This is a genomic window from Microbacterium sp., from assembly GCF_036823965.1.
Taxonomy (GTDB): Bacteria; Actinomycetota; Actinomycetes; order Actinomycetales; family Microbacteriaceae; genus Microbacterium.
The window spans coordinates 76,016-88,111 of record NZ_DAITBE010000008.1 but is presented as its reverse complement, the minus strand read 5'-3'; the positions used below and the strand labels follow the sequence as shown (position 1 = coordinate 88,111).

General features: G+C 68.3%; 14 protein-coding genes. 7 read left to right on the top strand and 7 right to left on the bottom strand.

The features are described from left to right. Positions 1-28 precede the first annotated feature (28 nt). A complete protein-coding gene (locus V7Z82_RS14065) occupies positions 29-505 on the top strand; it encodes a hypothetical protein (RefSeq protein ID WP_334152160.1) in 477 nt (158 codons plus the stop codon). Further along, positions 502-846: an ectoine synthase gene (locus V7Z82_RS14060; RefSeq protein WP_334152159.1), complete on the top strand. Its 345-nt coding sequence runs from the start codon at positions 502-504 to the stop codon at positions 844-846. Before V7Z82_RS14065 ends, V7Z82_RS14060 begins: the two co-directional genes overlap by 4 nt. Positions 847-911: 65 nt before the next feature. On the opposite strand, the gene V7Z82_RS14055 is transcribed toward V7Z82_RS14060, so the two are convergent. The 7 genes from V7Z82_RS14055 to V7Z82_RS14025 are packed head-to-tail and all read right to left on the bottom strand — an operon-like array spanning position 912 to position 7,491. Next, complete coding sequence (locus V7Z82_RS14055) at positions 912-1,532, bottom strand: TetR/AcrR family transcriptional regulator (RefSeq protein ID WP_334152158.1); 621 nt, start codon at positions 1,530-1,532, stop codon at positions 912-914. Positions 1,533-1,545: 13 nt separating this feature from the next. After that, positions 1,546-2,721 carry a pyridoxal phosphate-dependent aminotransferase gene (locus tag V7Z82_RS14050; RefSeq protein WP_334152157.1) on the bottom strand — a complete coding sequence of 392 codons (1,176 nt, stop codon included), beginning with the start codon at positions 2,719-2,721 and terminating at the stop codon, positions 1,546-1,548. Further along, the gene (locus tag V7Z82_RS14045) at positions 2,718-3,524 is read right to left on the bottom strand and encodes an SDR family oxidoreductase (RefSeq protein ID WP_334152156.1); all 807 of its coding nucleotides are present in this window, start codon (positions 3,522-3,524) and stop codon (positions 2,718-2,720) included. Before V7Z82_RS14045 ends, V7Z82_RS14050 begins: the two co-directional genes overlap by 4 nt. 51 nt (positions 3,525-3,575) lie before the next feature. Continuing rightward, on the bottom strand, positions 3,576-4,589 hold the full coding sequence (locus V7Z82_RS14040; RefSeq protein ID WP_334152155.1) for a biotin-dependent carboxyltransferase family protein: 1,014 nt from the start codon (positions 4,587-4,589) through the stop codon (positions 3,576-3,578). Beyond that, positions 4,586-5,296, bottom strand: coding sequence for a 5-oxoprolinase subunit B family protein (locus V7Z82_RS14035; RefSeq protein ID WP_334152154.1), 711 nt, complete (start codon positions 5,294-5,296; stop codon positions 4,586-4,588). The genes V7Z82_RS14040 and V7Z82_RS14035 overlap by 4 nt, the downstream gene beginning before the upstream one ends. 14 nt (positions 5,297-5,310) lie before the next feature. Beyond that, the gene (locus V7Z82_RS14030; RefSeq protein WP_334152153.1) at positions 5,311-6,114 is read right to left on the bottom strand and encodes a LamB/YcsF family protein; all 804 of its coding nucleotides are present in this window, start codon (positions 6,112-6,114) and stop codon (positions 5,311-5,313) included. A 39-nt stretch (positions 6,115-6,153) separates the two neighbouring features. Beyond that, a complete protein-coding gene (locus V7Z82_RS14025; protein WP_334152152.1) occupies positions 6,154-7,491 on the bottom strand; it encodes an MFS transporter in 1,338 nt (445 codons plus the stop codon). 294 nt (positions 7,492-7,785) lie between these two features. Between V7Z82_RS14025 and V7Z82_RS14020 the strand changes: the two genes are divergently transcribed. From V7Z82_RS14020 to V7Z82_RS14000, 5 genes are read left to right on the top strand one after another with little or no spacing between them, the layout of a single operon-like run. Further along, on the top strand, positions 7,786-9,054 hold the full coding sequence (locus tag V7Z82_RS14020; RefSeq protein ID WP_334152151.1) for a Glu/Leu/Phe/Val family dehydrogenase: 1,269 nt from the start codon (positions 7,786-7,788) through the stop codon (positions 9,052-9,054). A 28-nt stretch (positions 9,055-9,082) separates the two neighbouring features. Beyond that, complete coding sequence (locus V7Z82_RS14015) at positions 9,083-9,730, top strand: RraA family protein (protein WP_334152150.1); 648 nt, start codon at positions 9,083-9,085, stop codon at positions 9,728-9,730. Then, positions 9,727-10,503 carry an SDR family oxidoreductase gene (locus V7Z82_RS14010; protein ID WP_334152149.1) on the top strand — a complete coding sequence of 259 codons (777 nt, stop codon included), beginning with the start codon at positions 9,727-9,729 and terminating at the stop codon, positions 10,501-10,503. The genes V7Z82_RS14015 and V7Z82_RS14010 overlap by 4 nt, the downstream gene beginning before the upstream one ends. Beyond that, a complete protein-coding gene (locus tag V7Z82_RS14005) occupies positions 10,493-11,551 on the top strand; it encodes an L-idonate 5-dehydrogenase (protein WP_334152148.1) in 1,059 nt (352 codons plus the stop codon). The genes V7Z82_RS14010 and V7Z82_RS14005 overlap by 11 nt, the downstream gene beginning before the upstream one ends. After that, positions 11,548-12,087 carry a gluconokinase gene (locus tag V7Z82_RS14000; RefSeq protein ID WP_334152147.1) on the top strand — a complete coding sequence of 180 codons (540 nt, stop codon included), beginning with the start codon at positions 11,548-11,550 and terminating at the stop codon, positions 12,085-12,087. Before V7Z82_RS14005 ends, V7Z82_RS14000 begins: the two co-directional genes overlap by 4 nt. Positions 12,088-12,096: the final 9 nt, after the last annotated feature.

Genomic DNA, 12,096 nt, shown 5'->3' with positions numbered 1-12,096 from the left:
CACAGACCGATCGAAAGGAAACACACCAATGACCGCGACCACGACTCCCGCGATCCTCGCCGACGAGGGCACCGTGACCCTGCCAGCCCTCGAGGCCTTCCTCGTGCGGGAGGCGGTGCAGCTCGGGCGCACCTACGGCGACTACACCGTCACCTACGTCGGCCCGAACTTCCTCCGCCTCTTCGGCGACGTCAGAGTGGAGGCGACCCCTGAGCGCGAGGGGCGCTTCTTCGTCGTGCAGGACTGGACGACCGACGAGGCCATCTCCCACGTCGCCGGTGCGGATGCCGAGCTCGCCGACCTCTTCTCCGTGCTCGCACTCGGACCGACCGGTCCCGCGCGCTTCGCCGGAGAGTCGAACACGGTGTACCGCCCGGCGGCGGACGCCCGGTGGACGCCGCACTTCTACACGCGCGGGAAGCGCCTCGGATTCGGCGCGCTGCCCTTCGGCGACGCAGTCGGATGGGAACCAGGTGACGTGTTCGTGTCCGGAGTCGAGGCATGAGCGGCATCGCCTGGCGTCGGGTCGAAGACGTCGAGCGCATCGCGCTCAAGTCCGGGATCGAGTACACCCACCGTCTGATCACCGAGGCTGCGCAGGGCTCGTCGTTCAGCTTCCACATCACGACGTTCATCGCCGACTTCGAGCACGTGGCCAATGGCGACGGTGAACACGAGAGCGTGCTGTACTGCCTGCACGGCGGATCGACGCAGACGCTGCCGGACGGCACGGTGCATGAGTTCCGTCCTGGCGATGCCGTCTATCTCCCGAAGGAGCACGAATACCACCACGTCGTCGGCCCGGCCGGCCTCGTGATGGCGGTGGCCTGCACGCCCTCGCGTTGACCGGACGGAGAGAGGGCGGGTGCCGATCATCGATCGGCGCCCGCCCTCTCTCGTGGCCTCTGCGGTCAGTCGACCGGGATCCTGCGCAGCCGTTCGGCGACGGGCGCACCGGACTTGTCCGCGGCCCAGCCGACCAGCGCACCGCAGAACGCGGCGAACAGACGACGTGAAACCTGCTCCTCGTTCAGCCCGACGGTGTTCAGCAGGTCGAAGATCTCGCGGGGGTCGAACATGATGTTCCAGAGGAACAGCGCCTCGTCGGCCGGGTCCTCGACGCCGAGCTCCTCCGACGCCTCGGAGATCGCCGGAAGGAGCGCGTCGCCCTGCACCGTCAGGTATTGCGTTGATGCACGCAGGCGCTCCAGGTACCCGTGCTCCGATCGAGTGTGGACCATCGCCCCGCCGTGCTTGACGACCAGCCGTACCCAGTGGCCGCACACCGCCTCGAGACGAGCGAGCCCATGCTCCTCGCTCTTCTGGCTGAAGTCGAGGAGTCGCTCACCGACATCGAATCGGAACTGCGAGAGGATCTCATCGACGGATCCGAAGTGCCGATAGGCGGTTGCCGGTGAGACCTCGGCGCGCTCGGCGACATCCGTCATGCGCACGGACGAACCCCGACGAGCGACGAGATACGCCGCCGCCTTGATCAGGCGTCGCCGGTTGCGTTCGGTATCGCTGCGCATGGGTCCCCTTCCCTCAGGACGATCGTAGTGCGGTCAGCGCCTCCGCCATGCGTGCGACGCCGGTGCGGATGGCATCGTCGGACGCCGCATAGGACAGCCGGAGGCGGCCTTCACCGCTCGGCCCGAACTCCGAACCCGGCCGCACTGCGACGCCGTGCTCACGCAGATGGGCGACCATCTCGACCGAGGTGAACGGCGCGTCGAAACGCGGGAAGAAGTAGAACGCACCCTCCGGTTCGCTCAGCTCGAGGCCGGGAACGGCGGCCAATGCCTCGCGCATGACCTCGCGTCGACGCAGGTACGAATCCCGCATCCGCACGATGTCGGCGTCGCACTCGTCGAGCGCGACGATCGCGGCGTCCTGCACGAAGGTGTTCAGCGATCCGTTGAACGTGCCGTGCACGCGCGTCGCGGCCTCGATGATCGCGCTCGGGCCCCAGAGGTACCCGACCCGCCATCCGGTCATCGCGTAGTTCTTCGAGAAGGTCTGGCAGTAGATCGTTCGACCCTCGAGTGCGGGCACCTGGAGCGCCGAGGTGAAGGGCTCATCGGCGTAGCTCAGCGCCGCGTAGGCCTCATCCGCGAGCACGATCGTGTCTGTGCCTTCGAGCATCGAGGCGAGGGCCTCGATCTCCGCGCGCGAGTGCACGATGCCGGTGGGGTTGCCTGGGTTGCAGAAGACGAACATGCGCGCGCCGGGGAGCGCGGCACGCAAGGCGTCGAGGTCCCAGTGCAGGTCTTCTGCGATGGGCACGTGCACGGCCGTGGCGCCGGCGAGCGAGACCAGGTCGGCGTAGAGCGAATAGGTCGGATCCGGGATCACGACCCGGTCACCGGGGCCGACGGTCGCGAGGATCGCAGCCGAGAGCCCGGCCGTGCCTCCCTGCGTGACGAGCACGTCGGAAGCGTCGGTCGGCAGCCCGCGCAATGCCGTGATCTCGGTGGCGAGACGCTGACGCAGCGCGGGATCGCCGGCCATCGGCGCGTAGTGCGTACGGCCGCGCTCTGCGGAGGCGCCTGCAGCATCCACGATCTTCTGCGGGGTGTCGAAGTCAGGCTCGCCGACTGCGAGCGAGACGAGGTCGGCGGATGACGCCGGCTGCTGCACACGACGGGAGGTCGCCTCAACGCGGAGCACGGCAGGCGCCGCAGTGAAGTCGATGACGTGGGGGAGATCGATGGTCGTCATGCGGACTGCTCCTTCGGACGTGCACCCTCCGGCGCGCCGAGCCAGCGACTGATCTCCAGGTCGCCTGAGACGTCGCGCTGCCGGGTCGGCGCCACGATGACCTCCTGCAGCACGGTGCGCGGCGGCAGGGTTGCGGCGAGGTGGACGGCGCGAGCAACGTCCACCGGCTGCACCATGTTGGCGCGCTCGTCGGCGCGGGGCGGACGCGCGCGGTTCTCGAGGATCGGGGTGTCCGCCTCGCCCGGGAGCACGGTGATGGCCCGGATGCCGTCGCCGCGGAACGTCGTGTGCAGGAAGGTCATGAAGTTGCGGACACCTGCCTTCGCCGCTCCGTACGCCGCTCCGCCGAGGAGGTTCGGCGTGAGCGCCGCGAGCGAGGAGACCGTGATGATGGTGCCACCACCGCGGGCGATCATGCCGGACAGCACGGCACGGCTCAGCAGGAACACGGCGGTGAGGTTCACGTCGATGACGCCACGCCACTCGTCTTCCTCCAGCCATTGCGGATTGAGCACCGTCGAGGAGCTGCCGGCGTTGTTCACGAGGATGTCGACGGGGCCGACCTTCTCGCTCACCCGGGCGATCAGCGCGTCCGCCGCACCATCGGCGGAGATGTCGGCGACGTCGACCACGGCCTGCCCCCCAGCAGCCACGATCTCGGCCCGAAGCTCCTCGAGCGGCTCAGGACGACGCCCCACGATCACGACCGTCGCGCCGCTTGCCGCGAGCAGCAGTGCGATCTCGCGTCCCATTCCGCTGCCTGCGCCGGTGACGAGCGCCACCTGACCGTTCAACTCCGTCATCGAACTCTCACTCTCTCGCATCGGAATGCGTTCTCGTATGCGATTAGTTTCTCATTTAAGACCGTGGACTGCAACGCGTGTGGACACCACGGGCAGTTCGAGTGCGGCGAACGCTCCCAGCGATGCGGCGGTGAGCGCAGCGAGCTCAATCTCGAAACGGAGCGCATCCGCGCGCGCCGCCGAGCGATCCGTCCAGGCGAAGCCGAGCTCCTGACCAGGACGCAGCTGACCGATCAGGTCCTGCGAGCGGCGGGTGGCGAAGCCGACGATCGGATACCCGGCAGTCAGCGTGCGGTAGCGACCGAGCACGATCAGCTCGTCGGAATGCGGGATCTCGATCGCGCCGATCGGCACGCCGTGCGACAGGATCTCCTGGTCGTGCGCCGGATGCAGGACCGGCCCGTCGAGGCGGATGCCGACGTGATCGGATCGGTTGGTGACCGTGTAGACGGATGCCGCGAGGAGGTCACGGATGCCCTCGATGTCATTCGTCTCGGCGCAATCGACGATGCGGACGACGTCATCGCGTGCAGGATCTGCGAGGTCCGGCACCGGCAGCCGGAAGAGCGCTCGGCCGAGATACGGCTGATCGATGCGCGTGACGGCCGTCGCGACCGCGATCTCACCCCCGACGACGAGCGCCTGGGTGAACCCCATTCGCTGATCGGGTGCCGCGCTGCCCAGGAACCGGGGCACGTCGAGCAGACCGCCGACGGCGACGTAGGTGCGAGCCGCTGTCTCGGCTGCCAGGATTCGGATCTCGGCGCCCGCCGGGATCGCCAACGGCTGACCGAGCTCGACCTCGCATCCGTCGATCGCGATGCCGGCCACCGAGCCGGTGGCGCTCACGAGCAGATCGGTGTCGGCTGTGAACGCGACGGCGCCGCCGAGCGATTCCAGCAGCGGAGAGCTCTGCGGGTTGCCCACCAGGATGTTCGCCACTCTGGCCGCACCCTGATCGGCTGCGCCGCCGCTCGGCACCCCGAGCCGCTCGGTCGCGCTGCGCCCGAGGTCCTGGACGGTCGTGCGCCAGCCGACTTCGGTCATCCGGATCGTGGTGGTCATCGCATCTCTCCCTCGAGGAAGCCTCCTGCCAGCGCCGCGGCATCCGCTGCACTGACGCGCCGGAACGACAGCACATCGCCGGGGGCGAACGACACCGGCTGCTCCCGCGAGATGTCGACGATCCGCAACGGCGTGCGCGCGATCACGCGCCAGCCGGTCGGGCCGGGGAACGGCTGGATGATGACGTTGCGTCCGGCGACCATGATCGAGCCCGACGGCACGTCCGTCCGGGGCGTCGCCTGCCGCCGGACGCCGCGCGGCACAACGAGCCCGTCCATCATCGGCGCCATCGCTGCGGCGAGGAGCGAGATGGTGAGCGTCGACGACTCGAGTCGCGCGATCACCTCGTCGGCGCTGAGTCCGAGTTCATCAGCCACCGAGCCGAGATCCGGCCCGGTCTCCTCGTCCACCACGATCGGGATATCGAGCACTCGCGGGGTGCGCTGCGTCGCCGGCGGGTCGGAGATCCGCCCGAGGGCACCGAGCGCGAACGCCACCTGCTCGGACGAGGTCGTGAGCGGATCGAACTCGACCAGCAGCGACTCCAGTCCTGAGACGATGTCGTCGACGCCCGGCGGCAGCTCGGTCAGCACGCGCTCGCGGAACTCGCCGATCAGGCGCCGACGCTCGGCCTCCTCCTGGCTACGGACCGTGACCATGACGGCGCCGTCCCCGTAGTCGGCGATGGCGAGCGGGAATACGGACATCTGCTGTTCTCCGATCAGCGAGCGGCCAGTGCGGCCTTCTCGGCCAGGACCTCGCGGAGGCCCGTGGCGCGGATCCCCTCGGCCTCGAGTGCGGCACGCAGTGCGGTGCCGTTCTCGAGGACGGTGGGGTGGTCGCCGTGCAGCAGCACGATGTCGGCGTCGTGTCCGAGCGGCACGACATTGCCGTCGACCGTGGTGACGGTGCCCTCGCGCACGACCTGCGCGACGCGTTCGCCGATCGCCTGCGGGTCGTAGATCAGCCCGCCCGGGTGCGACCGCGCGACGGGCCAGCCATCGTCGCCGTAGCCGCGATCTGCCAGGAAGACGTAGCCGACCTCGAGACCGCGCTTGCGCGACTCCTCCGCGAGCAGCCCCTGTTGGCAGATCACGACGTACGAGGGGTCGTATGCCGCGACGGCGTCCGTGATCGCCCTGGCGTGCTTGGCATCCGTCTGCGCGATGCTGCCCATGCGTCCGTGCGGTGCGACGTGGCTGATCTTGCCGCCGTGCACCCTGGCGAAGGCGTCGAGCGCACCCATCTGGTAGAGCACGTCGGTGCGGATCTCATCCTCCGACGCCTCGATCAGCCGACGGCCGAAGCCGACCAGATCGGGGTACCCGGGATGCGCGCCGAGCTCGATGCCACGGCGCACGCACTCGGCGACGGTCTTGTCGATGACCCGGGGGTCACCGGCGTGGAACCCGCAGGCGATGTTCGATGCGGTGACCAGACCCAGCAGGGCCTCATCGTCTCCGATGGTGTAGTTGCCGTAGCTCTCGCCGAGATCGGCGACCACAGCGACCGAGTTCACTCCCATGATGCTGCTCCTTCTGTCTCAGTCAATGCTCTCGCGTGATCACTCGACGCGCAGTGCCGTGCCCTTGGTCTCGCGGACGAAGATCAGCGAGACGAGCGTGATGCCGGCCGTGATGATCGCGGCGAACGCCGGCACCATGCTGCTGCCTGTGGCGTTGATGATCGCGGTCATCACCAGTGGCGCGCTGCCTCCGAAGATGATGGTGGAGAGGCTGAACCCGATGCTGTACGCGCTGTAGCGGACGGTGGTCGGGAACATCTCCGTCAGCACGGTGTGGATGACCGCCGCGTGTCCGGAGAAGGCGATCGCCATCACGATCGTCGCGATGATCGCGAGTCCGATCTGGCCGGTGGTGATCAGCGCGAACGCCGGGTAGGCCACGACCGCCGTGACGACGGCGGAGAACGCGAGCACCTTCTTGCGCCCGATGCGGTCCGACAGTCGAGCCATGAGCGGGATCGAGATGATGATCGCGACCAGGCTGCACGCCGTCACCATGAGCGCCTGCAGCATCGTGAAGTTGTGGCCTTCGCCGAGCGACGTCTTCAGGTAGGTGGGCATGTACGCGAACAGCAGGTAATAGCCGGGACCGTTCAGTGCCGGAAGGAAGATCGTCAGCACGACTGCCAGGAGGGTGCGCTTCGAGGTGAAGACGGCCTTCAGCGGGTTGCGGGCGACCGACTTGCGCTCGCGAAGGGCCTCGAAGTGCGGTGTCTCCTCCATGCGGCGGCGGATGTAGAAGCCGATGTATCCGAGCGGAGCGGCGAACAGGAACGGGATGCGCCAGCCCCACGCCTCCATGGTCGCGTCGCCGAGCGTGGTGATGAGCACAGCGGAGAAGGCTGAGCCGAACATCAGCGCGAGGAACGAGCCGACGGCGATGAACGACATCGAGAAGTTGCGGGTCGCGTTGTGCGCGTACTCGCCGACGAACGCCATGGCGCCGGCGACCTCGCCACCGGCCGAGAAGCCCTGCAGCACGCGGAGCGCGATGAGCAGGATCGGAGCGGCGACGCCGATGACCTCGTGCGAGGGGATCAGGCCGATGCAGGCCGTGGCGACCGAGATGAGGATCAGGAGTGCTGCGAGGAGCGTCTTGCGCCCCATGCGATCGCCCAGGTAGCCGCAGATCACACTGCCGAACGGCCGTGCGATGAAACTCACCAGGAAGCCGATGTTGGTCAGGAAGAGCGCGCCTGTCTCGGCGCCTCCCATGATGTTGATCGCGAGGTACGTCGCCAGCAGCCCGTAGATGCCGTAGTCGTACCACTCGACGAATGAACCGACGGCTCCGGCGACGGTCGCTTTGCGCACCATCTTCCCGTCTGCCGTCACGACAGCGACCTGTTCGGTGCTGAGCGATTGCGCTGCAGTCATTGCATGTCTCACCTTCGAAATCGAGCAACCCACGTGCTGGTGATGATGGTACGCCCATCATCCTGCGATTGATATCGCATCTGAGACTAGAGTTGCATTTTGATTTGGTCAAGCCGTATCCCGAAACAGCTGTGGGTTGGCGGTGATGATGACCGTAGACGCCCAATGTTTCCGGCAGAATTCGCGAAGCTGTGAAGATCGGCTGGTGCGATCTCGGGGTTGTGGATCATCGACACCTGATGCATGATCGAAGAATAAAACGCGACTCAATTCGCATTTCATCTGGAGGCAAGGATGCTGATCGACTCACCGGTGACCACCGTGGCGACGCCCCTCGGCGATGCGCGGAGACAGCTCAGACAGGCGCTCGATTCGCTCGAGCACGGCGATGACGTCTTCCAGATGCTGGTCACGCCTCGTCGGGAGCTTGCCGTGGCGGTTCCGCTGCGGACCGACGACGGCAGGATCCTCACGCTTCGCGGCTATCGCGTGCAGCACAGCCTGACGCGAGGACCTGCGAAGGGCGGCCTCCGTTTCAGCCCCGGCGTCGACCTCGACGAGGTCAGGGCGCTGGCGATGTGGATGACATGGAAGTGCGCGCTCGTCGATCTCCCGTACGGCGGCGCCAAAGGCGGACTCGCGATCGACCCCTCCCGCCACTCCCGTGCCGAGCTGGAGCGTGCGACCCGGCGGTACACGAGCGAGATCCTGCCGATCATCGGTCCGGATCGCGACATCCCCGCGCCTGACATCGGCACGGACGAGCAGACCATGGCCTGGATCATGGACACGTACTCCGCCAACGTCGGGTACACGGTTCCCGACGTCGTCACCGGCAAGCCCATCAGTCTCGGCGGATCGCTGGGGCGCGCGACCGCGACGTCCCGTGGCGTCGCACTCGTCGCGCTGGCAGCCCTCGATCACGTGGGCATCAGCGCGGACGGCGCCACGGCATCGGTGCAGGGCTACGGCAAGGTCGGCCGCTCGGCCGCCCGCTTCCTGAGCGAGGCCGGCGTCCGCGTCGTGTGCGTCGCCGATGAGCACGGTGCAGTGCACCGGTCCACCGGCCTCGACCTCGACGCCCTCGATCGGCACGTCGACCTGCACCGCACCGTGCAGGGCTTCGACGGTGCAGACGCGCTTCCGGCAGCGGATGCCCTGACGCTCGACGTCGACCTGCTGGTGCCGGCCGCCGTCGAGGGCGTGATCCACGAGGGCAACGCGCATGCGGTGAGCGCCCGCATCGTGGTCGAGGGCGCCAACGGCCCGACCACCACTGCCGCCGACGAGATCCTCTCGGCGCGCGGCACCCTCGTGGTGCCGGACATCCTGGCGAACGCCGGAGGAGTGATCGTGTCCTACTTCGAGTGGGCCCAGGCGAAGCAGACATACCGCTGGTCGCTCGAGACCGTCGAGGAGCGTCTGCGCACCCGCATGAGCGCGGCCTGGAACGACGTGCTCGGCCAGTCCATCCGGCGGGGCGTGACCCTGCGCCGCGCCGCCATGACGATCGCGGTCGGGCGGGTCTACGATGCGCACCGCAACCGCGGCCTCTACCCCTGATCCGTCCCACCTCCACGAAAGAATCACCATGACCACCGACTCGAACATCTCCGTCACCCCGTCCTGGGAGCGTCCCTCTGCCGAGACTCTCGCCGCCTTCGAGCGCCACTCGGTCGCCAACCTCGGCGACGGCATGGAGCGACTCGACATCGTCGACGCCGGCATCTCCCCCATCTGGCCCGGCGCGAAGATCGTCGGCAGCGCCCTGACCGTGCTCACCGTCGCGGGCGACAACAAGGCCGTGATCGAGGCGCTCGATCACATCCAGCCCGGTGACGTGCTCATCATCAACGCCGGAGGCTACGAGGGCCGAGCCATCCTCGGTGACAACCTCGCCCAGCGTTTCGATCTCTTCGGTGCCACCGGAGCGATCGTGGATGGAGTCGTCCGGGACCGCGACATCATCGAATCGTTGCGCTTCCCGGTCTTCGCCCGCGGGCTCACCCCTGCCGGCCCGTTCAAGAACGGCCCTGGACGCATCGGCGTGCCAGTCGCACTCGGCGGCGTCGTGGTCTCCCCCGGGGACATCATCGTCGCTGACTCCGACGGTGTCATCGTGATCCCGCCGTCGCGAGTCGATGAGGCGCTCGCAGGCGCCGATGCGATCGTCGAGCTCGAGGCGGCGAAGGACGCCGAGGTCGTCGAGCTTCGCGCCTCGCGCGAGGGCGCCCGATGACTCGGAACCAGCTGTTCAGCCTGCACGGCAGGACCGCGCTCATCACCGGATCGACGCGCGGTATCGGCGCCGCACTCGCGGAGGGCCTGGCCCGTGCCGGTGCCGACATCGTGCTGAACGGCACGACGGAGACCGGAGTGGCGGATGCCGTGATCCGCCTCTCGGCATCCGTGCCGGACGTCAGAGTGTCCGGCCGCGCGTTCGACATCACGGACGACGCCGCCGTCGAAGCAGCGATCGCCGCGACCGAGGCCGAGCACGGGCCCATCGACATCCTGGTGAACAACGCGGGGATCCAGCACCGCGTGCCGATGGTCGACCTCGACGTCGCAGACTGGGATCGCGTGGTCACTGTCAACCTCACCGCGCCGTTCCTGGTCGGACGGGCCGTGGCGAAGCGGATGCTCACGCGCGGCGCCGGGAAGATCATCAACATCTGCTCGATCCAGGCCGACCTCGCACGGCCGTCGATCGCCCCGTACACGGCGACCAAGGGCGGCCTGCGCAACCTCACCCGCGCCATGACGGCCGAGTGGGCGAAGCATGGTCTGCAGATCAATGGCATCGCTCCCGGCTACATCCGTACCGAGATGACGCAGGCGTTGATCGATGACCCGGCCTTCAACTCATGGGTGGTCGGTCGCACCCCCGCCGAACGATGGGGCGAGGTGGAGGACCTGATCGGACCGGCCGTGTGGCTCGCCTCCGACGCCTCCGCGTACGTGAACGGTCAGCTCGTGTTCGTGGACGGAGGCATGAGCGTTGTCGTCTGACACCACCGCATCGGCTCCGGCATCCGTCAGAGCACTCGTCGCCCACGCCGCGGAGGACATCCGAGTCGAGGATGTGCCCCTGCGCACGCCAGCCGACGACGAAGCCGTGATCCGCATCGCCTACGGCGGCATCTGCGGTTCGGATCTCCACTACTGGAAGCACGGGGCAGCAGGACAGTCGATCCTCCGCGAGCCGATGGTGCTCGGCCATGAGATCGTCGGCACGGTGATGGCTCCAGCCAGTGACGGCTCCGGTCCTGCGGCCGGAACGCCGGTCGTGGTGCATCCGGCCCGATACGCCGGATCGCCCGTCCGATTCCCCGCCGATCGCCCGAACATCTCGGGCGGCGTCAGTTATCTGGGCTCTGCGGCGCGACTGCCGCACACGGCCGGCGGCTTCGCCGACCATGTCGTGCTGCCGACCCGGATGCTTCGCGCGCTCCCGCCGCAGCTCGCCCTGCGGACCGCCGCGCTCATCGAACCGGCCAGCGTCGCCTGGCACGCGCTCGATCGTGCAGGGGACGTCCGCGGAAAGCGCGTGCTCGTGATCGGAGCCGGTCCGATCGGTGCCCTCGTCGTCGCTGCGGCCCGTGCGAAGGGTGCGGCCGAGATCGTGGCGGTGGATCTGCACGGTCAGCCGTTGCGGATCGCGGCCGCGGTCGGCGCCACCCGCACGATCCTCGCGGGGGATGCCGAGCAGATCGCCGCCGTCGACGCCGATATCGTCCTCGAATCCTCCGGCAACCCTCGCGGTCTCGCCTCCGCGCTCAGTGGCGCCACCCGCGGCGGTCGCGTCGTGATGGTGGGCCTGCAGCCCGACGGCGATCAGCCGGTCCCGATCGCCACCGCGATCACGCGCGAGCTCGATCTGGTCGGCTCGTTCCGATTCCATGACGAGATCGACGCGGTCATCGAGGCGCTCGCGGACGGCAGCCTCGCCGTCGATCCGGTCATCACGCACGAGTTCGAGCTGGAGGACAGCCTCACGGCGCTCGGTATCGCGCTCGATCCGACGGCGTCGGGGAAGGTGCTGCTGCGATTCCCATGAGCACCGATCACGCTCGTTCCGGCCCGCTCATCGTCGTGATGGGCGTTTCCGGGTGCGGCAAGTCGACCGTCGGCGAGGCGCTGTCGGCGCGCTTGTGCCTGCCGTTCCAGGACGCGGATGACCTGCATCCGCACGCCAATCTCGACAGGATGTCGCGTGGCATCCCCCTCACCGACGACGACCGCCGCCCATGGCTGCGCGCCGTCGGAGAGGAACTCCGTCGCCATCGGCCGTCCGGGCTCGTGATGGCGTGCTCCGCGCTCCGGGTCGCGTACCGCGACGCGCTGCGCACCCAGGCACCTGATGTGTTCTTCCTGCATCTCACCGTGACCAGAGGCGTGCTCGCCGCGCGCATGGTGACTCGCGGCGATCACTTCATGCCGCTCGCCCTGCTCGATTCGCAGCTCGACACCCTGGAGCCGCTCGCGCCCCACGAGCAGGGGCTGGCCGTCAACGCCACTCAGCGCATCGATCGCATCATCGGACTCGCACAGTCGGCGATCCGCGGTCACGAGCAGCAGCGGGCGTACGCATGACGGCGGCCC